The organism is Rhizobium etli CFN 42 (assembly GCF_000092045.1).
GTDB classification, from domain to species: domain Bacteria; phylum Pseudomonadota; class Alphaproteobacteria; order Rhizobiales; family Rhizobiaceae; genus Rhizobium; species Rhizobium etli.
Window position 1 is genome coordinate 3,144,946 of record NC_007761.1, and the last position, 19,026, is coordinate 3,163,971.

General features: G+C 61.5%; 22 protein-coding genes and 1 pseudogene. 13 read left to right on the plus strand and 10 right to left on the minus strand.

The window, feature by feature from the left end; all coding sequences use genetic code 11:
* Positions 1–20 precede the first annotated feature (20 nt).
* Positions 21–1,163, plus strand: a complete 1,143-nt coding sequence (locus RHE_RS15360) for a PQQ-dependent sugar dehydrogenase (RefSeq protein WP_011426244.1) — start codon at positions 21–23, stop codon at positions 1,161–1,163.
* Between the two features lie 4 nt (positions 1,164–1,167).
* Here RHE_RS15360 and RHE_RS15365 read toward each other — a convergent pair whose 3' ends face one another.
* The gene (locus tag RHE_RS15365; protein WP_011426245.1) at positions 1,168–1,638 is read right to left on the minus strand and encodes a hypothetical protein; all 471 of its coding nucleotides are present in this window, start codon (positions 1,636–1,638) and stop codon (positions 1,168–1,170) included.
* A gap of 99 nt (positions 1,639–1,737) precedes the next feature.
* Between RHE_RS15365 and RHE_RS15370 the strand changes: the two genes are divergently transcribed.
* The 3 genes from RHE_RS15370 to RHE_RS15380 all read left to right on the plus strand — a co-directional run bounded on the left by RHE_RS15370 (position 1,738) and on the right by RHE_RS15380 (position 3,929).
* Positions 1,738–2,628 carry a DMT family transporter gene (locus RHE_RS15370; RefSeq protein WP_042118822.1) on the plus strand — a complete coding sequence of 297 codons (891 nt, stop codon included), beginning with the start codon at positions 1,738–1,740 and terminating at the stop codon, positions 2,626–2,628.
* Positions 2,629–3,112: 484 nt separating this feature from the next.
* Entirely contained in the window at positions 3,113–3,328 is a 216-nt protein-coding gene (locus RHE_RS15375; RefSeq protein ID WP_003561293.1) for a cold-shock protein, read from the plus strand.
* Between the two features lie 148 nt (positions 3,329–3,476).
* On the plus strand, positions 3,477–3,929 hold the full coding sequence (locus tag RHE_RS15380; RefSeq protein WP_011426247.1) for a BA14K family protein: 453 nt from the start codon (positions 3,477–3,479) through the stop codon (positions 3,927–3,929).
* Positions 3,930–3,990: 61 nt separating this feature from the next.
* Here RHE_RS15380 and RHE_RS15385 read toward each other — a convergent pair whose 3' ends face one another.
* On the minus strand, positions 3,991–4,863 hold the full coding sequence (locus RHE_RS15385) for an oxidoreductase (RefSeq protein WP_011426248.1): 873 nt from the start codon (positions 4,861–4,863) through the stop codon (positions 3,991–3,993).
* A 35-nt stretch (positions 4,864–4,898) separates the two neighbouring features.
* On the opposite strand from RHE_RS15385, the gene RHE_RS15390 reads away from it, so the two are divergent.
* The gene (locus RHE_RS15390) at positions 4,899–5,357 is read left to right on the plus strand and encodes a winged helix-turn-helix transcriptional regulator (protein WP_042118829.1); all 459 of its coding nucleotides are present in this window, start codon (positions 4,899–4,901) and stop codon (positions 5,355–5,357) included.
* On the opposite strand, the gene RHE_RS15395 is transcribed toward RHE_RS15390, so the two are convergent.
* From RHE_RS15395 to RHE_RS15405, 3 genes are all read right to left on the minus strand, one after another.
* Complete coding sequence (locus RHE_RS15395) at positions 5,354–6,730, minus strand: ATP-binding protein (RefSeq protein WP_011426250.1); 1,377 nt, start codon at positions 6,728–6,730, stop codon at positions 5,354–5,356. The genes RHE_RS15390 and RHE_RS15395 overlap by 4 nt on opposite strands.
* A 74-nt stretch (positions 6,731–6,804) precedes the next feature.
* Complete coding sequence (locus RHE_RS15400) at positions 6,805–7,506, minus strand: response regulator (protein WP_011426251.1); 702 nt, start codon at positions 7,504–7,506, stop codon at positions 6,805–6,807.
* Positions 7,507–7,998: a MarR family winged helix-turn-helix transcriptional regulator gene (locus tag RHE_RS15405; protein ID WP_020921896.1), complete on the minus strand. Its 492-nt coding sequence runs from the start codon at positions 7,996–7,998 to the stop codon at positions 7,507–7,509.
* A 274-nt stretch (positions 7,999–8,272) separates the two neighbouring features.
* Between RHE_RS15405 and RHE_RS34370 the strand changes: the two are divergent.
* A pseudogene (locus tag RHE_RS34370) lies at positions 8,273–8,465 on the plus strand (branched-chain amino acid aminotransferase); the annotation flags it as partial.
* Between the two features lie 297 nt (positions 8,466–8,762).
* On the opposite strand, the gene RHE_RS15410 reads toward RHE_RS34370, so the two are convergent.
* Complete coding sequence (locus tag RHE_RS15410; RefSeq protein WP_011426253.1) at positions 8,763–9,380, minus strand: DUF1236 domain-containing protein; 618 nt, start codon at positions 9,378–9,380, stop codon at positions 8,763–8,765.
* Positions 9,381–9,667: 287 nt separating this feature from the next.
* Between RHE_RS15410 and RHE_RS15415 the strand changes: the two genes are divergently transcribed.
* The gene (locus RHE_RS15415) at positions 9,668–10,360 is read left to right on the plus strand and encodes an MBL fold metallo-hydrolase (RefSeq protein ID WP_011426254.1); all 693 of its coding nucleotides are present in this window, start codon (positions 9,668–9,670) and stop codon (positions 10,358–10,360) included.
* Positions 10,361–10,368: 8 nt separating this feature from the next.
* Here RHE_RS15415 and RHE_RS15420 read toward each other — a convergent pair whose 3' ends face one another.
* From RHE_RS15420 to RHE_RS15435, 4 genes are all read right to left on the minus strand, one after another.
* Positions 10,369–10,710, minus strand: coding sequence for a tRNA-binding protein (locus tag RHE_RS15420; RefSeq protein ID WP_011426255.1), 342 nt, complete (start codon positions 10,708–10,710; stop codon positions 10,369–10,371).
* Positions 10,711–10,721: 11 nt separating this feature from the next.
* Positions 10,722–11,549, minus strand: coding sequence for a pyrroline-5-carboxylate reductase (gene proC / locus RHE_RS15425; RefSeq protein WP_011426256.1), 828 nt, complete (start codon positions 11,547–11,549; stop codon positions 10,722–10,724).
* Position 11,550: 1 nt separating this feature from the next.
* Entirely contained in the window at positions 11,551–12,051 is a 501-nt protein-coding gene (locus tag RHE_RS15430) for a type III secretion system chaperone family protein (RefSeq protein WP_004680153.1), read from the minus strand.
* A gap of 388 nt (positions 12,052–12,439) precedes the next feature.
* The gene (locus tag RHE_RS15435) at positions 12,440–12,700 is read right to left on the minus strand and encodes an accessory factor UbiK family protein (RefSeq protein ID WP_011426257.1); all 261 of its coding nucleotides are present in this window, start codon (positions 12,698–12,700) and stop codon (positions 12,440–12,442) included.
* A gap of 206 nt (positions 12,701–12,906) precedes the next feature.
* On the opposite strand from RHE_RS15435, the gene lgt reads away from it, so the two are divergent.
* From lgt to RHE_RS15465, 6 genes are all read left to right on the plus strand, one after another.
* Positions 12,907–13,755: a prolipoprotein diacylglyceryl transferase gene (gene lgt, locus RHE_RS15440; RefSeq protein ID WP_042118833.1), complete on the plus strand. Its 849-nt coding sequence runs from the start codon at positions 12,907–12,909 to the stop codon at positions 13,753–13,755.
* 18 nt (positions 13,756–13,773) lie between these two features.
* Positions 13,774–14,874, plus strand: a complete 1,101-nt coding sequence (locus RHE_RS15445) for a class I SAM-dependent methyltransferase (RefSeq protein WP_011426259.1) — start codon at positions 13,774–13,776, stop codon at positions 14,872–14,874.
* 110 nt (positions 14,875–14,984) lie between these two features.
* The gene (pgeF, locus tag RHE_RS15450) at positions 14,985–15,779 is read left to right on the plus strand and encodes a peptidoglycan editing factor PgeF (protein WP_020921901.1); all 795 of its coding nucleotides are present in this window, start codon (positions 14,985–14,987) and stop codon (positions 15,777–15,779) included.
* 5 nt (positions 15,780–15,784) lie between these two features.
* Entirely contained in the window at positions 15,785–16,936 is a 1,152-nt protein-coding gene (locus tag RHE_RS15455; RefSeq protein ID WP_011426261.1) for a M24 family metallopeptidase, read from the plus strand.
* Positions 16,937–17,038: 102 nt separating this feature from the next.
* Positions 17,039–17,860, plus strand: coding sequence for a hypothetical protein (locus tag RHE_RS15460; protein ID WP_011426262.1), 822 nt, complete (start codon positions 17,039–17,041; stop codon positions 17,858–17,860).
* Between the two features lie 105 nt (positions 17,861–17,965).
* Positions 17,966–18,898 (plus strand): ribose-phosphate pyrophosphokinase, encoded by a 933-nt coding sequence (locus RHE_RS15465; RefSeq protein WP_011426263.1) that lies wholly within the window; start codon positions 17,966–17,968, stop codon positions 18,896–18,898.
* Positions 18,899–19,026: the final 128 nt, after the last annotated feature.

Consider the following 19,026-nt stretch of genomic DNA (forward strand, 5'->3'; position numbering starts at 1 on the left):
AAAAGACGACGGGGAAGCAAATGACGAGAATATCCGCCTTGCATTTTGTCGCGGCGCTGGTTCTGTTCGGCGCCACATCGGCCAATGCGGCCGATATCGTCAACACGCAGGGTCCCACGGTTCGCGTCGAAAAACTAGTCGATGGCCTCGAACACCCCTGGGCGGTCGAAGTCTTGCCCGACGGCGCCTATCTCGTCACCGAGCGACCGGGCCGCATGCGCATTATCCGTGATGGCAAGCTTTCCGAGCCGATCGGCAACGTGCCCAAGGTCAGCGCCCGCGGCCAGGGCGGCCTTATGGACGTGGCGCTTGCCCCGGACTTTGCCACGAGCAGAAAACTCTATTTCACCGCTGCCATTGCCAACAGACAGGGCTCCGGCACCGAGGCTTTCAGCGCGACGCTGTCCGCCGACGAAAAGACGCTTGAGGCGGTGACGCCCATCTTCACCATGAAGCGCTTCACATTGGGCAACATCCAATATGGCGCGCGCATCGCGATTGCCCCTGATGGCACGCTGTTCATCAGCGTCGGCGACCGCGGCGACCGCGACCGATCGCAGGACTGGCAGGACGATGCCGGCTCAATCGTCCACATCAATGCCGACGGCAGCACCCCCGCCGACAATCCGTTCAAGGACGGCGGCAAAGCGCTGCCGGAGATCTGGTCGAAAGGCCACCGCAATCCGCAGGGCATCACCTTCGATGCCAGGGACGGCAAGCTCTACACCGTCGAGCACGGCGCACGCGGCGGCGACGAGATCAATCAGCTCGGAGCCGGCAAGAATTACGGTTGGCCTATCATCACCTACGGCCGTGACTATTCGGGCGCCGAGATCGGCGAAGGCACCGCCAAGGAAGGGCTGGAGCAGCCGCTGCACTATTGGGACCCTTCGATCGCGCCCGGCGCGCTCGCTGTCTATCGCGGCGCAATGTTCCCGGAATGGGACGGCGACTTCCTCGTCGCGGCGCTGAAATTCCAGCTGCTCTCGCGCATGCAGCGCGACGAGAGCGGCGCTTTCGTCGCCGAGGAGCGCTTGTTCAAGGGCGATTACGGGCGCATCCGCGACGTCATTGTAGCGCCCGACGGCGCACTGCTGATGGTGACGGACGAGGACGACGGCGCGCTGATCCGGGTCTCGCGCGCTCAGGCCAGCAACGGTTGAGCGGTCACATCGCGCCGCGCAATTCCTTGCGAATGACGAATTTCAACCCCGACCAGGTCCCGTCGACAGCGCAGACCTTGATGTCGACCAGGCCGTTTGGCAGCAGGATCTTCCGCAGCACGTCTTCCGTGATATCGGTCGGCACGCGTGAACTCTTCTTCGGCCAGGAGATCCAGATCATGCCGTCGGTCTTCAGGACCCGGCAAAGCGTTGGCGCCGTCGCTTCCAGCACCCTGCGCTCAGTCACAAATAGATGGATATAGTCGAATGCTCGCAAAAGCGTCTCGGGAAGCACGCGTACGACCGAAGCAAAATCGCCGAAACCATTGATGTCGTCGATCGTTTCGGGAACACCGAGAAGAGCGGCAGCCTGCCCATGCGCAAGCCCGAGCTTCCTGGCCAGCGGCGTACCGGAATAGCCTGCCGTTCCGGGTGCCGCCATACCGCTCGCCGGCCGCTGTTTTTCGCGTTGCATGCCTCCACCTCCGCCATCAGCGCCAAGTCTTCGCCCTTGCCTAGAGGAAAGGCAACTGCTAACCGCTCGGACAGATCTCCCTTCCCCATCGAGGACGACATGACGCGCATTCAGGCGAACCTCCTCCTGTTGTTTGCCGCCGCCATCTGGGGCGGCGGGTTCGTCGCGCAATCGACGGCGATGAAGGCGATCGGCCCCTTCTGGTTCATCGTCCTGCGTTTTGCTGTCGCCACATTGGCCGTCTTGCCTTTCGTTCTTCTGGAAGCGCGCAAGGCAAAGGCGAAGACCAGCGCACGCCATGCCAAGCTCTATATCCTTACCGGCCTTGCCCTTTTCAGCGGCGCCGCCACGCAGCAGGTCGGGCTGCAGACGACGACGGTGACGAATTCCAGCTTCATCACCGGCCTCTATGTCGTCTTCGTGCCGCTCATTGCCGTGTTTTTCCTGCGCCGCACCCCGCATTGGATTATCTGGCCGGGGGCGCTGATGGCACTCGCCGGCATCTATCTCCTGTCCGGCGGTCAGCTCTCGGCGCTCACGCCAGGCGATCTCCTGACCGTGGTCTGCGCCGTCTTCTGGGCGATCCAGATCACTCTTGCTGGCACGACCGTCTCCGAGAGCGGAAGGCCTCTCGCGCTGACGGCCACGCAATTTGCCGTCACCACGGTTTGCGCGCTTTCCATCGCCGTCGTCGTCGAACCGATCAGCCCTTCGGCGATTTGGGCCGCAGCACCTGAGGTCCTCTATGTCGGCATCTTCTCGTCCGGCTTGGCCTTCGTCTTGCAGGTGATCGCCCAGCGCTACACGACGCCGTCGCAGGCAGCGATCTTCCTGTCATCCGAAGCGCTCTTCGGCGCATCGCTCGCAGCCCTGATTCTCGGTGAGTCGATGCCGGCGACAGGATATACAGGTTGTGCGCTAATGTTTATCGCTATGCTTGTAGTCGAGATCGTACCCGGATTCACTCGCCGCCGCCTGTCAGCCGTCTGAACATGGGTCCGAATATGGGTGGACGCCGGATTGGAAAAATTTTCAGGGAACTCGCCAGCCCGTTTACGTTGCATTTTTGGCAAAATCTGCCCGAAACTTACATTGCAGACGATATAAATCGTTAATCATCTCCCATTCGCGACGGAAATTTTGCGTTTTTGTGCAAACCAGATGTCGGAAGCAGTGTGCCCGGAAGGACACGTTAAAAAACTTTTGCTTGCCAAAATCCTTTAAACGCAGCACTCTCGGCGCGTTCGGGCATTTTGCGAGCATGGGAAGTCCTTAAGTATTTGCGCGCCGGGAACGCTAATATTCCGGTCAGCCGGTTCCGAAAAAGGCAGGCGAAAGTCCTGTTTGGAGCAGGCCGAGGTAGAGGGGACCTTTTTCTCACATTTCAAGACTTGCCTGCCAACGCCTCCCGCAAGGAGGCAATGCTATGATGCTGCCCGTGTGGATGGCGGGCAGAGAGAAAAGGACCTGACGCATGGCCGAGACTGGCACTGTAAAATTCTTCAATACCGACAAGGGCTTTGGCTTCATCAAGCCGGACCGGGGCGGCGCCGATATCTTCGTTCACATTTCTGCCGTACAGGCCTCAGGGCTGGCCGGTTTGACGGAAAATCAGAAGGTAAGCTTCGACACGGAGCCGGATCGCCGCGGCAAGGGCCCGAAGGCCGTCAATCTGCAGATTGCGGGCTGAGCCCTTAACAAGGCTGTCGAATTCGAGTTGAAGCCCGGCAGCAATGCCGGGTTTTGTCGTTCAGCCCTCGTTCAGCTGCGGATTTGTAGGAATGTTGTCATCGAGAAAGGAACCGACATTCGGTTCCCGGAATTAGGGTATTACGCTTATGAACAGGCTTGCCAAAACTCTTCTGCTGACGGCAACGGCTGCCGCACTCACCCTCTCCGCCATCGGCGAAGCATCAGCTCGAGACCGTCATTGGCGCCGCAATGACGCGCTGGTTGGTGGCGCCGTCGGACTTGCGACGGGTCTGATCGTCGGCTCGGCTATCGCGAATGCCAATAACGGCCCTGTTTACGATGAACCTCGCTACATCGACCCGCCCTACGAGCCGGATTACTATGAACCCGCTCCCGTCTATCGCGCCCCGCGCCGCGTCTACGTTGAAGAGCCGCGCTATGTCGAGCAGCCGCGATACTATGCGCCCGTCCGCACGGCCGTGGAGCCCTGGTCGCCGCAATGGGAGCGCTACTGCTCTTACCGTTACCGCTCCTTCGATCCGCGCAGCGGCACCTATATCGGCAATGATGGCCGCAGCCACTTCTGCACCGCCGGCTGATCGCTCGATGATCCCTGATACAAAGCGCCGCTCTTCAGCGGCGCTTTTGCGTTTGAGGCCCTCACCCGGCTTTCTTTTCCCAAGGCATCGGCCCTATGTCGGCGCCAGGCTCGAAATCGGTCGAGACGCTGACGGCGCGCCATTCCCGGTCGGCTGCGATGCGCGCTGCATCCGCTTTCTCGACATTGCGCACCGCATCACTGCCGAGCAGCAGCCGGAACGGCGGCTCCTCGAGACCGGCAATGTGGATAACGACCGCAGCCGCTTTGGCCGGATCGCCGGGCTGACGGCCGTCATACTCGCGCTGGAAGCGCACCGTGGCGCCGACGGTTTCCGCATATTCCGCCCGCCCCTCGGCAAGCACGGTCGAGGCGCCGGCGAAATCCGTCCGGAAGCCGCCGGGCTCGATTACCGTCACCTTGATGCCGAATGGTGAAACCTCTTTCGTCAGCACCTCGGAGAAACCCTCGACACCGAATTTCGCTGCCGAATAGGCGCCGCGTCCGGCGGGCCCGATGCGGCCGCCGACGGAAGAAAACTGGATGATATGTCCGTCCCCCTGCCCACGCATCAGCGCAATCACCGCCTTGCTCATGATGATCGTGCCGAGCAGGTTGGTTTCGATCTGCGCGCGAAAATCGGCAAGGCTGGTATCCTCGATCGAGCCGACATTGCCGTAGCCAGCATTGTTGACGAGCACGTCGATACGGCCGAACGTTTTAACCGCTGCTTCGACGGTCGCGGTCGCTGCCGCCTCGTCCGTGACGTCGAGCGCAAACGTCAGAACCTGATGCCCATAGCGCTTGGAAAGATCGGCAAGCTGTTCCGGATTACGTGCCGTCGCCACCAAATAATCGCCGGAGGCCAGAACCGCCTCCGCCAGCGCCCGGCCGAGACCGCGCGAACTCCCAGTAATTAACCAAACCTTCGACATCGGAAACCTCTTCTTCATTGGTTTCCTACCCATGTATGTTCTATCGTTTCCAATCGAAAGAAGGTACCAACACGATCCATACACACCTCGAGGTAACAAAAGTGGCCGGCGACATATTCGATTTCTGCAGCGACATGTCGGATGAACAGGATGCCCGGGCGCGCACCCTGATTGAACGGGCGGCGGCGAAATGGCCGCTGCGCATACTGCACGTGCTCTCCGACGCGGGGGCACCCTTACGCTTCTCGCGTCTGATGGAGCGAGTCGAGGGCATCAGTCAGAAGGTGCTGACGCAGACTCTGCGCAGCCTCGAAAGCGATGGCCTGATCATTCGCACCCTCTATCCCGAGGTGCCTCCGCGTGTCGAATATGAATTGACGCCGCTCGGCCGCGACCTCCTCATGCAGGTCGCAACGCTCTGGCGGTGGATCGTCGAGCGCCTCGGCGATTTCGATGCGCGCAAAGCCGTAAAGCTCACGGCAATGGGCATTTAAGCCGGAATGCGGATCGTCGCTCTCAAGCCCCCGAGCGGGCTGTCGGAGAGCGTGACGTTGCCGCCATGACTGCGGGCAATATCACGGGCGATTGCAAGACCAAGTCCCGTCCCTGATGCATCGAGGTTGCGCGCCGTATCCAGCCGGAAGAATGGCTTGAACACGTCTTCCCGGTTCTTTTCGGGAATGCCGGGTCCGTCATCATCGAAGATGACGGTCAGCCACTTGGCACTGTGCTTCGCCTCGATGTCGAGCCTGTTGGCATAGCGGCGCGCATTCGAGGCGAGGTTGGTGACCAAACGCATGAAGGCGTTCGGCCTTACGGAGATATCGTCGTCGCCCTCGATCGAATAGTTGAACGTCTTGCCGTGCAGGGCGAAGTCGGACTCGAGCTTGGCGAAGATCTCGCTGAGCTTCAACTCGCCGACATCTTCCTCGACCTCGCCGCGGGCAAAGGCCATATAGGCCTCCAGCATTGTCTGCATGTCATTGACGTCATCGTTGAGACCATGCAGGTCGGGATTATCGCCGGCGAGCGCCAGTTGGAGTTTGAAGCGGGTGAGGATGGTTCGCAGATCGTGGCTGACGCCGGAAAGCATTGCCGTGCGTTGCTCGATCTGCCGCTCGATGCGTTCGCGCATCAGAATGAAGGCAAGGCCGGCGCGCCGGACCTCGTCGGCGCCGCGCGGATAGAAATTGTCGGGCTTCTGCCCTTTGCCGAAGCTTTCGGCAGCCCGCGCCAGCATCAGGATCGGCCGGATCTGCCCGCGCAGAAAGAGGATCGAAATGCCGAGCAGCACCAGCGACGTGCCGACCATCCAGACGATGAAGATATGGGTGTTGGAGGCATAGGTCTGACTGCGTTTAGCCAGCACCCGCAGGATCTTGTTCTCGAGCTTGATCCGGATCTCGACGAGATTCGAGTTGCCGACCGTGTCGATCCAGAAAGGCCGGTGAATTTCGTCGGTGATCTCATCGCTGAGGATGCCGTCAAGGATCGAAAAGAAGGGCTTGACGCGCGGCGGCGGCAGATCACCGTCCGGCTCGATCGAAATCTGCAGGTTGAGCTGATCGCGCGCGATGCGGATGATCTCGCTATAGTCCGAATTCTGCGGATAGGTTTCGACGATCTCGATGATCGCGGCAATGTCGCGGGTGACGGCGAGCGACAGCCGCTCGGTCACCATTTGCCAGTGACGCTCCATGAAGACGGCGGCGACGACGGATTGCAGCAGCACCATCGGGATGATGATGATCAGCAGCGAGCGCGCGTAGAGCCCGGTGGGCAATCGGCGCCGCAGCCAGCGGACGATCCAGCGCCAGCCCGCCGCCGGAGCGCGGTCTTCCCGCCGCAAACTGTCCATTGTCACCATCGTCGGTCCCGGCCGTTCAGAGCGCCATGCGGAAAGTGTGAACCGTCCTCGGCATCATGCTCCACTTCTCAAATCTAGTCGATGCTCAGCCTGTATCCGATGCCGCGGACCGTCTGCAGCCAGACGGGGTTGGCCGGATCCTCCTCGATCTTGCGCCTGAGCCGGTTGATCTGCACGTCGATCGTCCGCTCGCCGACCTCTGTGTCATTGCCGATCAGTTCGTGACGGGGGATGGTGTCACCGGCGCGCCGCGCAAAGAGCAGCATGATTTCCTGCTCGCGATCGGTAAGCCGGATAACCTCGCTGGCTTTCTTCAGCTCCTTGCGGGTCAAGGAGAAAGTGTAGGGCCCAAACATGACCTGTTCGATCTTCAGCCCCTCGCCGTTGGCGTTGCGGCGCAGGATATTATTGATGCGCAGGACCAGTTCGCGCGGATCGAAGGGTTTGGAGAGATAATCGTCGGCGCCGGCCTCGAGGCCTTCGATGCGGTTGCCTGATTCCGCCAGCGCCGTCAGCATGATGATCGGCACGTTCTTGATGGCACGCAGCCCGCGGGTGACGTCGATGCCGGATTCGCCCGGCATCATCACATCCATGATGATGAGATCGAAATCGAGACCGGCAAGTTTGCGCTGCGCCTCGGCGCCGTCGGCCGCGACAGTCACGCGAAAGCCGTTCTCGGCGAGATAACGATTGAGCAGCGCGCGGATGCGGGAGTCATCGTCAACCACCAGCAGATGCGCCGCATCGTCGGAAATACCTGTCTTGACCGCCATTCAATCCGCCTTCTTTCTGTCCCGCATGCCTCCAAGGAAGGCCTTCACGCCCTCCCGCACCTGCGCAGAAGCTCCTTCGAATGCCCGCTCAATGCGGCGCGATTGCGGCTCGGCAAGGGCAAGCGCCAGCTCGCGCCCTGATTTCGTCGGATAAAGCTTACGCTGCCGCCGATCCTCCGGACCGGCAACCTGGCGAATATAGCCTGAATCGATCAGCTGTTTCAGCACCCTTGCAAGACTCTGCTTGGTGATTTTCAGTGTGTCGAGAAGATCAGCCACCGTCATGCCCGGATTGCGGTTGACGAAATGCACGACGCGGTGATGCGCCCGGCCGAAGCCGCTCTTTTCCAGGATGGCGTCGGGATCGGAAACGAAGTCGCGATAGGCGAAGAAGAACAGCTCGATGATCTCGAAATCGATACCGCCTGTATCTTCCATCGGCGTGGCCAACGGCTCCGGCTTGCCTGCTTTCGGACCGGTCTGTCGTGACACTCGGCATTTCCTTTCTCGTTCCGCAGCTTCGGGAAGCTTCCGCAAAGATAGGTCAGTAATATTGACGTAAATCTACGCAGCTGCCAGCTTTGCCGAACTTTTGTGGGAGCCCGCCGGGATTCTCAATTTCCATGGCACTTCTTTGGAAACCAAGGTCCGCCCGAAACTTCCGACGCAATAAGTAATTCCCCTAGCATCCGTGGATAAAACGTAATGGGGACAACAATCAACAGGCATGGCGCGTGAAGCGTCCGGAGGAGGTTGGGGATCGTTTGGAATCGAGGTGATCGAGCGCGCAATCCTGCCGGAGCAACTGCCTGATTCAGCGAGTGTTTCCTCACCGGCTCCGCGGAAGTAACACCCGCCCCTGAAATCGACCGTATCGGTTTACGCCAGCGGCGATCTCCGAACCCTTGATGAGCGACTATATGAAGGAAGTCTATCCGACGGCGGTCGCCGCCGGATAACATCTTCACGCAGTTGGTCCGGCGAGCGGAAACGCGCCTCGGAGCATTATCTATGCGCCCGCGCCATGACCAGTCCGGCGAGCGTCGACAGAATGCCGCCGCCGATCAGGCCACTGATGCCGTCGGCGATCAACATCTCCCGATCGCCGATCTGTGCCGAACCTCGGCATATCAGTATTTTACCATATGAAGAAGGAAAGCGTTAGGAAAACCAACCCCTGCGGGATTATGGCAGGAGGAGGAATTGCCCGGACGAGGCGGCCTGTCGACCGCCTCGTTCCGGATCTGCCGATGATCTTACTGATAGACGTAGACGATCCGGCGCGTACCTGGATCGACCAGAACGGGCCGGTCGTTGATCCTTGTGTAGCGATATTCATAGTCCGGAATCGTCTGGAAAGTGACGTCGGCAGGCACTTCCGCGCCGACGACCACATCGCCGCCAAGCCGCACCGTCTCGGTCGGATTGGTTTCGATGTAGGTCCGCACCGTCTCCGGCGGGGTGATCGTTTCGACGGCTCCAACCGGCCCGATCAATTCATCGCCCGGGGCCGGTTGCGGGTCAGCCGGGACAACGCTGGCGGTCGACTCGTAGGTCACGACGGGGACGCCGATTTCGGCGCGATGCTGCTCGACGATAACCTGGTTGCCGCCGTAGTCCATCTGCAGATAGTCGGCATAGACCCAGCCGCGCATGCCGTTGACGTCGACACGGCACCAGCGGCTGCCTTCGATACAGCCGTCAAGCACCGCGGTCGAACCGCGGGTGGCAAGGCCGACTGCCGGATATTGCGGGCCCGGACCTGCGCGGACATTGAGATCGTTGACCGTGGTCGCCACCATCTCCGCCTGCGCCAGACCTCCGCTCGCCAAGAGCACGGCTCCAGCCAACAGGATGTTTCTCTTCAAGGTCATGTGAGCGTCTCCTTGGTTTCGATGGCCGGACAACGCGCGGCGTTCCACGATGTTCCCACGCGATGCGGCCTGGCAAAAAGCCCACGCAGACACGCTCTCACACGCCATTGAAAAACCAAGATAAAAATGGATTCCTCGCCACGCCGAACGGCAGAAGAGATCTGTAAAATTGTGTTGCAGCTGGTCTTGCTGCCGTGAAACACGCGTCAAAAGCAGAAGATTTCGGCTGTCCTTGCCGCCGTTTCGGACTATACCCTGAGCACCCAAGACACCCAAGCGAGGCACTTATGGGCATGCTCCAGGCCGGCATCATTCCGGTGACACCCTTTCAGCAAAATTGCACTGTCTTCTTCGATCCCGATACCCAGGAAGGCGTCGTCGTCGATCCGGGCGGCGACGTGCCGCTTATTCTTCAGGCGATCGAGAAAAGCGGGCTGACCATCAAGGAAATCTGGCTGACGCACGGCCACCTCGACCATGCCGGCGGCGCGAGCGAACTAAAGGAAGCCCTCGGCATCGAGGTGGTCGGCCCGCATCAGGACGACCTGCCGCTGCTGCAGCGGATCGAAACCCAGGCCGCGAAATACGGCATAACGGGATTGCGCAATGTCATCCCCGACCGCTGGCTGAAGGATGGCGACAAGGTCTCCTTCGGCGCCCACGAATTCGAGGTCTATCGCGCGCCCGGCCATGCTCCCGGCCACGTGATCTATTTCAACCGCGCGCAGAATTTCGCCCATCTCGGCGACGTGCTGTTCAACGGCTCGATCGGCCGCACCGACTTGCCGGGCGGCAATCATCAGCAGCTGTTGGATTCGATTCGCGACAAGGTCCTGCCGCTTGGCGACGACGTCGGCTTCATCTGCGGCCATGGGCCCGGCAGCCGCATCGGTGACGAACGGCGAAGCAATCCGTATCTGCAGGAAATCAGAGCCGGTGGAGCCTCTGGCGCCTCAGACGGGACCGACAAAACGATGTGAGCCAATACTCACATCATCTTCATGCCGTTCGGCACCGGCTGTTCGACCGCCGCAAGCACGATCGCGCCGTTCCCGTCCTCGAATCCCAGCGTCAGCACTTCCGAACGGAACGGACCGATCTGCCGCGGCGGGAAGTTGACGACGCCGAGCACCTGCCGGCCGATCAGGGTTTCCAGCGTATAATGCACGGTGATCTGCGCCGAGGATTTCTTGATGCCGATCTCAGGGCCGAAATCGATGAGCAGCTTAAAAGCCGGCTTGCGCGCCTCCGGGAAAGGGCTCGCTTCGATGATCGTACCGACACGGATGTCGACACGCTCGAAATCGGCGTAGCTGATCTCTTCCGCCATGTGGTTCTTCCTCAGCCGGCCAGTTCCTCGGCCCGCTTGCGCGCCGCCGCAAGGGCTGCGTCGAACAGGGGCTGCATGCCGTTCTCAGCCATCAGCACGGCGAGCGCCGCCGCCGTCGTGCCGCCGGGAGAAGTCACATTCTGCCGCAGCCGCGAAGCATCGTCGGGGGACTGGTGCAAGAGTTCACCAGCCCCCGCGACCGTTTCCCGCGCAAGACGCATGGCGAGGTCCGCCTGCAGGCCGAGCTTTCGACCTGCCTCCGCCATACATTCGACGAGATAGAATACATAAGCCGGGCCACTACCGGAAAGCGCCGTCACGGCATCGATATCGGCCTCCGCAGGCACCCATTCGACCGGGCCGGAGACGCTGAGAAGGGCGTGGACGCGTTTGCGCTGCGGATCGCTGACTGCTGAATTGGCAAAGGCCCCGGTCACACCGCGGCCGACCATAGCCGGCGTGTTCGGCATGGCTCGCACCATGGCGGCCTTGCCGAGATGTCTTTCGAGAAAACCGAGCGTCTTGCCGGCTGCGACCGAGACGACGACCGTCGCCGGTCCGACGGCGCTCTTCACCACGGGCAACACCGTCTCCATCACCTGCGGCTTGACCGCGAGGAACAAGACGCTCGCCTTCAATTCCGCAGGGACCGCAGTCAGATGAGTCGCACCGGCTTCCTTGACCGTCGCTAGCATCGCCGACGAGGGGCCGGGATCCACAACGATGACGGCCGAACCCGGAACGCCGCTCTTCAGCCAGCCGGAGAGCATGGCTCCGCCCATGTTTCCGGCGCCGATCAGCACGACGGGATTTGCCGAGGAGAAAGCCTTTGCCGGCATCTTACGCCTCGCCCACCGTTTCGAACAGCACGGCTTCCATCGCCTTCGCCGCGTCCATGCCGGACCAGACAACGAACTGGAATGCCTGAAAATAGGCCTCGCATGTGTCGAGCGCGCTGGAAAGCAGCACCTCTACCTGGCGATTGGTCGGCTCCGCGCCGCCCGCGAGCAGCAGCGACTGCCTGAAGATGACGACATCTTCCTGACGCCAGAGGTCGAAATGACCCATCAGCACCTGCCCGTTGATCGCCGAGAGCAGCTTGACCACCTCATTGACCCTGATGTCGGGGACTTTGATATCGAAAGCGCAACCAAGATGCAGCGCCTCGAATTCCTCCATCCAGGAAAAGGAAACATGATAGTCCGCCCAGCGCCCCTCGACCGTCATCGCGATCTCATCCTCGCCGGACCGTTCGAACGACCAGTCGTTGTTGGAGGCCACGTACTCGATCATATCGACCGGGTTCGACTGACGCTCGACTTCCAATTCCATCAGGTTCATGCAGCACCTTCTTGACCGGAACGAATGCGGCTTAGCTTGGGATACGAACACAAGAAAGACACACGCAATACCGGAAACCACCATCGGATGATCGTTGAACCGCTGCCAGACTTAACGCAGATAACCTGCCCGGAGCTTACCAAGTCGCTTCGAATCATCATTTAAAATCAGTGTATAATGACCCTTGCCACCTGCCAGCCCCCAGAAGGGAAAATAGGACAGACCTGCTGTGGAAAGCACTTCGAAACTCAATTCAGAAGGGAGATTAAACGACTCTGCGTATTGGCTTTTTTGGCAGTGTCCACAGGTGGAAAACTCACCTGGAATTTTTTGTGACAGATGCGGCGTGTGGCATGAAGGCAACGCCGCATCTGCGCCCTATGGGGATTTAGTGTGCCTCGCCGGCAAGCTTGGCCTCCAACGCCGCGATACGTGCGGCAAGCGCCTCGTTTTCATCACGCGCCTTGATCGCCATCTCGCGCACGGCCTCGAATTCCTCGCGCTTGACGACGTCCATGCTGTTCAACCAACGCTCGGCCTGGGCGTTGAAAGCCGTCTCGATCTCCTTGCGGACACCCTGGGCGGCACCTGCCGCGTCGGTCATCAGCTTGGCGAACTCGTCCATGATGCGGTTCGTTCCGGTCGTCATGGCGTTTTTCTCCCTTCGTATAAGGTGAATACAGCCCTTCAGGGCCTCGAAGATTGAGGTAGGGCTTCGACACCCGCGATGCAAGCGCTTTGCGCGGGAGATAGCCCTATCCTGAAGCGAGCAGCGGAGGAGCGATCACGAACAATGCACTTGACCGTCCGGGATCGTGGCGGCATGTTCCGCCGACCTCAACGGATGGGAAAACCTTGCCGACAGCAGCCAATCTCCTTGCCATCATGCCTTTCCCGAACATCGATCCGATCGCTTTTTCGATCGGTCCGTTGGCGATTCACTGGTACGGCCTGGCATACGTCGCCGGCATCCTACTCGGCTGGGCCTATGCGCGCCGCCTCGCCGCCAACGACAGTCTCTGGCCGGGCAATGCATCGCCGATGACGAAGACGCAGCTCGACGATTTCATCGTCTGGGCAGCCCTCGGCGTCGTGCTCGGCGGCCGTCTCGGCTATATCTTCTTCTATGACCTCTCCGCCGTCCTTCACGATCCCATTCGCGCAGTCGAAATCTGGAATGGCGGCATGTCCTTCCACGGCGGCCTGACCGGCACGACAATCGCCATGATCATCTTTGCCCGCCGCAATGCCATCCCGATCTGGAGCCTGTTCGATATCGTCGCGGCTGTTGTTCCCTTCGGCCTGTTCTTCGGCCGCATCGCCAATTTCATCAATGGCGAGCTCTGGGGCCGGCTGACCGACGTCCCCTGGGCCGTGGTTTTCCCGACCGGCGGTCCCTTCGCCCGCCATCCGAGCCAGCTTTACGAGGCCGGCCTCGAGGGCATCGTTCTGCTCCTGGTGCTTGCCGCCCTCGTCTACGGCATGCGTGCGCTGAAAAGTCCTGGCTTCATCACCGGCGTTTTCGTCTGCGGTTATGCACTGTCGCGCATCTTCCTCGAGTTCTTCCGCGAGCCGGACGCCCAGCTCGGTTACCTCCTCGGCACGAATTGGCTGACCATGGGCATGATCCTCTCCTCCCCGATGATCCTGCTCGGCCTCTGGGCGATCCTGCGGGCCCGCCGCCAGGCCGCGCCGCAGCTCTAAACCGGCAGGACGCGCGACATGACCACCGCTCTAGGCGAAAAGATCAAGGCGATCATCCAGGCCAACGGCCCGATCAGCGTCACCGACTATTTCTCGCTCTGCCTCGCTGATCCCGAGCACGGCTATTACCGCACCCGCGAACCCTTCGGCCGGTCCGGCGATTTTGTCACCGCGCCCGAAGTCAGCCAGATCTTCGGCGAGATGATCGGCGTCTTCGTCGTCCATGCCTGGCAGCGCCACGGCACGCCGGCAGATGTGCGCCTGGTCGAGATCGGGCCTGGCCGCGGCACGATGATGGCTGATATGCTGCGTGTCATCGCCCGCATCGCCCCGCCGCTCTTCGACACGATGAGCGTGCATCTCGTCGAAACCAGCGAGCGCCTGCGCGACGTCCAGAGCCAGACACTCGAAGCTTATGGCGAGAGGATAGCGTGGCACGGTGGCTTCGATGAGGTCCCGCCCGGCTTCACGCTGATTGCCGCCAACGAATTGTTCGACGCGATCCCGATCCGGCAGTTCGTCCGCACGCAAACGGGCTTCCGCGAGCGAATGGTCGGGCTTGACGCCGATGGCGAGCTGACCTTCGCCGCGGGTGTCGCGGGCCTCGATCCTGCCCTACTGCCGGAGCCGGTGCAGAACCTGCCGCTCGGCACGCTCTTCGAGATCTCACCCGCCCGCCAGGCGGTGATGATGGCGATCTGTGAGCGGCTGCGCGCCTATGGCGGCACGGCGCTGATCATCGACTACGGCCATCTCGTCACCGGCTTCGGCGATACGCTGCAGGCGGTGCGCATGCATGAATTCGACCCGCCGCTCGCCCATCCCGGCGAAGCTGACCTGACGAGCCATGTCGATTTCCAGCAGCTCGCCGAGACGGCGCGGGCGGCCGGCCTGCATCTGAACGGCGCCCTGCACCAAGGCGACTTTCTGACCGGCCTAGGCATTCTCGAACGCGCCGCCGCCCTCGGACGTGACCGCGAACCGCAGACCCAGCAGGTGATCCAGTCGGCGGTCGACAGGCTTGCCGGCGCCGGTGAGGGTCGGATGGGCGAACTCTTCAAGGTCATGGCGGTCTCCGATCCTGCCGTTGATCTCATGCCCTTTCGCCCGGTGGATTGACAGGGCGCACGCGGCTGAGCCAACATCCGCGCGAAACAGGAACTTGAAACGCGTCGCGGATGCGATGCGCTCGGGACAAAACAAACCCCTCAAAAAACCCGGAATTACAGATGCAGGACGCGGCCTCTCCCGCACCGATCCAAAGCACGCTGCTGAATGAAGCGACGGGCGGCACCATCCGCCACGGTTATTTCACCCGGGCGGGCGGTGTTTCCGAAGGGATCTATCGCGGTCTCAATGTCGGCCTCGGCTCCAATGACGAGCGCGGGAACGTCATGGAAAACCGCCGCCGCGTCGCCGCCTGGTTCGACCTGCCGCTCAAGCGGCTGGCAACTGTTCATCAGGTGCATTCGCCCGACGTGGTGACGATTGGTGCCGATTACGACGGCGCTCGCCCCGACGCGGACGCAATGGTGACGGCAGTCCCCGGCATTGTGCTTGGCGTGCTGGCCGCCGATTGCGGCCCTATCCTGTTTGTCGACCCCGAAAATCGCGTCATCGGCGCCGCCCATGCCGGCTGGAAGGGCGCGCTGACCGGCGTTCTCGAAAACACCATTGCGGCCATGGAAGCCTTGGGGGCCGACCGCGTCAGCATACTGGCCTGCCTCGGCCCCTCGATCAGTCAGGCGAGTTACGAGGTCGGGCCGGAATTCGTCGATCGCTTCGTCGCCGAAAATCCGGACTACGAACGCTTTTTCAAGCCGTCCGCAACGCCGGGCCGCGCTATGTTCGACCTGCCGGCGCTGACCATCGACAGGCTGACGCGGGCTGGCGTGCAGGCCGAAAGCCTCGGGATCTGCACCTATCCAGATAACGAGCGCTTCTTTTCCTATCGCAGGACGACACATCGCAACGAGCCGGACTACGGTCGCCAGATCTCAGCGATATCAATTAGGGAGACTTGAGCAGAATGGCACTGCACTTCGAAAAGGCCGAGTTCGCGAGCCGGCTTGCGCGCCTCACCGAGAAGATGAAGGAAGAAAAGCTCGACGCCCTGCTGCTCTTCGCCCAGGAAAGCATGTATTGGCTGACCGGCTATGACACCTTCGGCTATTGCTTTTTCCAGACACTGATCGTCAAGAGCGACGGCACCATGGCGCTGATCACCCGCTCGGCCGATCTTCGCCAGGCCAAGCACACGTCAATCCTTGAGGACGTCCACATCTGGGTCGACCGGGTCAATGCCGATCCGACGCTAGACCTGAAGAACCTCCTGGTCGAAATGGATCTGCTCGGCGCCCGCATCGGCGTTGAATATGATACGCACGGCATGACCGGCCGCGTCGCCCGTCTGCTTGACGCGCAGTTGACCACTTTCGGCCAGATCGTCGACGCCTCCTATCTCGTCAGCCGTCTTCGTCTGATCAAGAGCCCGACCGAGGTCGCCTATGTCGAACGGGCTGCAGATCTCGCCGACGACGCGCTCGACGCCGCGATCCGACTGACGAAACCGGGCGCCGACGAAGCCGACATCCTCGCCGCCATGCAGAGCGCGATCTTTTCCGGCGGCGGCGACTATCCCGCCAACGAGTTCATCATCGGCTCCGCCGCTGACGCGCTGCTCTGCCGCTACAAGGCCGGCCGCCGCAAGCTCGACGCCAACGACCAGCTGACGCTCGAATGGGCCGGCGCTTACGCGCATTACCATGCCGCCATGATGCGCACGATCGTCATCGGCGAGCCGATGCAGCGCCATCGCGAGCTCTACAATGCCTGCCGCGAAACCATCGAGGCGATCGAGACCGTGCTGAAGCCCGGTCATACCTTTGGCGACGTCTTCGACATGCATGCCAGGATCATGGACGAGCGCGGCCTCGCCCGCCACCGGCTGAACGCCTGCGGTTATTCGCTCGGCGCCCGCTTCTCGCCCTCCTGGATGGAGCACCAGATGTTCCATGTCGGCAATCCGCAGCCGATCGAGCCGAACATGTCGCTCTTCGTGCATATGATCATTGCCGATTCCGATACCGGTACGGCAATGACGCTCGGACAGACCTACCTGACGACGGCGGATGCGCCGCGCACACTTTCCCGTCATTCGCTCGATTTCATCGGCCTTTGAAGCCCGGGACTGACCGGTGAGAATCCGGAATTGACAGAGGACCATCCCCGCCCGCATAAATCCGGGCGGGCTGATACGATTGTGGGAAGGACGGATCACGGGATGACGCGAGCTGCGACTGTGCCCACGCTCCTGTTCGTCATGGCTCTGCTGACCGCCTGCAACACCACCGACGCGCTGACGCCGCAAGTCGGCATCGGCGAATCCTCCGGAACTCCGCCGTCAACTCCGGTGACGCAGGGCGAGGCAGAACGTCTGGCCGGCACCCGCCAGCCGGTTTTTGCCGGGAGCACGCAGCCGAGTGGCTATCATCCGGCCTATGGTCAATCGCAAAGAACCTATCGACCCGGCAGCGGCGCGCCGCCGACGACGATGCAGGAGCAGGCAGACGCGCTGTCGAGGAACGGCTCCTCGCCCGCCGCCTCCGCCCCGATCGAGGAACAGGCGCGGCCGCCGGCTGCCGCCGGCGCCGGATCGCCAACACAGCCCGGCCAGCGCCTTGACCCGCAGCAGCCGCAGCAGACCGCCGCCCTCACCCCCAGCGCCTCTTCCGCGCGTGGCAATACGGTGCGCTTCCTGCCAATCATCGGGGCGCCGGTGCAAGCCGTGACTCCGCTCTCGCGCCAGCTCGGCGCCGAGGCGCGCGCCCACGGCCTTTCTATCAAGAGCTCGGACGACACGAGCAGCGACTACATCCTTAAAGGTTACCTCTCTGCCTTCAGTGACGACGGCAAGGTCACCGTGGTCTATGTCTGGGATATCCTCGACGGCGGCGGCGCCCGCCTGCACCGCATCCAGGGCCAGGAAATTGTGCCGACAGCCGCGGCCGAGCCTTGGGCGGGTGTCCCGGCTTCGGTGATGCAGCAGATCGCCTCGAAGACCATCGCGGAATTCACCTCCTGGCGGCAAACTCAGGGCGGTTAGTCACAAACTTTTTGCAAATATGAAAGCCTGTGGCGCCTTTGCCCTTGCATTCACGAGGAAGCTGACTAAAAAGCGCGGCTATCAGCGCATAACAGGCGGACCAAAATGAAGGTTTTCGCAGGCAATTCGAACCGGCAACTCGCCGAAGCGATCTGCAACTATCTCAATGTTCCTTTGGGAAGAGCCAGTGTCCGAAGGTTTGCCGACCAGGAAATCTTCGTGGAAATCCAGGAAAACGTGCGCGGCGAGGACGTTTTCCTCGTGCAGCCCACGGCCTTTCCTGCCAACGACCACCTGATGGAGCTGCTGATCATGATCGACGCGATGCGTCGTTCGTCGGCACGCCGCATCACCGCCGTTCTTCCCTATTTCGGCTATGCCCGTCAGGACCGCCGCGCATCCGGCCGAACGCCGATCTCCGCCAAGCTGGTTGCCAACCTAATTACCGAAGCCGGCGCCGATCGCGTCATGACGCTCGATCTCCATGCCGGTCAGATCCAGGGCTTCTTCGATATACCCACAGACAACCTCTTCGCCTTGCCCGTGCTGACGCGCGATATCAAGAGCCATTATGACCTCAGCAACGTCATGGTCGTTTCGCCCGACGTCGGCGGCGTGGTGCGTGCCCGCGCGCTCGCCAAGCGGCTGGACTGTCTTCTGGCCATCGTCGACAAGCGTCGCGATCGGCCAGGTGAATCCGAAGTCATGAACATTATCGGCGACGTCACCGGCAAGGACTGCCTACTGATCGACGACATCGTCGATTCCGGCGGCACCCTCTGCAATGCGGCCGACGCACTGCTCGCCCAGGGTGCCTCCAGCGTCACCGCCTATATCACGCACGGCGTTCTCTCGGGCGGCGCGGTCACCCGCGTCACCTCCTCGAAGCTGCGTGAACTCGTCATCACCGATTCGATCCAGCCGACAACGGCGGTGCTTTCAGCGCACAATATCCGCGTCGTGACGACTGCCCCGCTGATCGGCGAAGCCATCAGCCGCACGAGCCAGGAAGAGTCCGTCTCCAGCCTCTTCGATTAAAAAGTCTCCTCCGTCACGCTTGGCCTTGTGCCGAGCATCTGACGGCTGCAAATCCTTCGCAGGAAAGCGTTTATTTCAGATATTTAATCGGCCGGCGCAGATACTCGGCACAAGGCCGATGATGACGT

Bases quoted from the DNA above. Each gene is read 5' to 3' on its own strand.
- RHE_RS15365 (WP_011426245.1), bottom strand. From the start codon at position 1,638: ATGCAACGCGAAAAACAGCGGCCGGCGAGCGGTATGGCGGCACCCGGA.
- RHE_RS15400 (WP_011426251.1), bottom strand. From the start codon at position 7,506: ATGGCGGTCAAGACAGGTATTTCCGACGATGCGGCGCATCTGCTGGTG.
- RHE_RS15430 (WP_004680153.1), bottom strand. From the start codon at position 12,051: ATGAACCTGATGGAATTGGAAGTCGAGCGTCAGTCGAACCCGGTCGAT.
- RHE_RS15420 (WP_011426255.1), bottom strand. From the start codon at position 10,710: ATGGCGGAAGAGATCAGCTACGCCGATTTCGAGCGTGTCGACATCCGT.
- pgeF (WP_020921901.1), top strand. From the start codon at position 14,985: ATGCAGGACGCGGCCTCTCCCGCACCGATCCAAAGCACGCTGCTGAAT.
- RHE_RS15410 (WP_011426253.1), bottom strand. From the start codon at position 9,380: ATGACCTTGAAGAGAAACATCCTGTTGGCTGGAGCCGTGCTCTTGGCG.
- RHE_RS15415 (WP_011426254.1), top strand. From the start codon at position 9,668: ATGGGCATGCTCCAGGCCGGCATCATTCCGGTGACACCCTTTCAGCAA.
- RHE_RS15360 (WP_011426244.1), top strand. From the start codon at position 21: ATGACGAGAATATCCGCCTTGCATTTTGTCGCGGCGCTGGTTCTGTTC.
- RHE_RS15390 (WP_042118829.1), top strand. From the start codon at position 4,899: ATGTTCTATCGTTTCCAATCGAAAGAAGGTACCAACACGATCCATACA.
- proC (WP_011426256.1), bottom strand. From the start codon at position 11,549: ATGCCGGCAAAGGCTTTCTCCTCGGCAAATCCCGTCGTGCTGATCGGC.
- RHE_RS15375 (WP_003561293.1), top strand. From the start codon at position 3,113: ATGGCCGAGACTGGCACTGTAAAATTCTTCAATACCGACAAGGGCTTT.
- RHE_RS15465 (WP_011426263.1), top strand. From the start codon at position 17,966: ATGAAGGTTTTCGCAGGCAATTCGAACCGGCAACTCGCCGAAGCGATC.
- RHE_RS15460 (WP_011426262.1), top strand. From the start codon at position 17,039: ATGACGCGAGCTGCGACTGTGCCCACGCTCCTGTTCGTCATGGCTCTG.
- RHE_RS15395 (WP_011426250.1), bottom strand. From the start codon at position 6,730: ATGGTGACAATGGACAGTTTGCGGCGGGAAGACCGCGCTCCGGCGGCG.
- RHE_RS15445 (WP_011426259.1), top strand. From the start codon at position 13,774: ATGACCACCGCTCTAGGCGAAAAGATCAAGGCGATCATCCAGGCCAAC.
- RHE_RS15380 (WP_011426247.1), top strand. From the start codon at position 3,477: ATGAACAGGCTTGCCAAAACTCTTCTGCTGACGGCAACGGCTGCCGCA.
- RHE_RS15370 (WP_042118822.1), top strand. From the start codon at position 1,738: ATGACGCGCATTCAGGCGAACCTCCTCCTGTTGTTTGCCGCCGCCATC.
- RHE_RS15455 (WP_011426261.1), top strand. From the start codon at position 15,785: ATGGCACTGCACTTCGAAAAGGCCGAGTTCGCGAGCCGGCTTGCGCGC.
- RHE_RS15435 (WP_011426257.1), bottom strand. From the start codon at position 12,700: ATGACGACCGGAACGAACCGCATCATGGACGAGTTCGCCAAGCTGATG.
- RHE_RS15385 (WP_011426248.1), bottom strand. From the start codon at position 4,863: ATGTCGAAGGTTTGGTTAATTACTGGGAGTTCGCGCGGTCTCGGCCGG.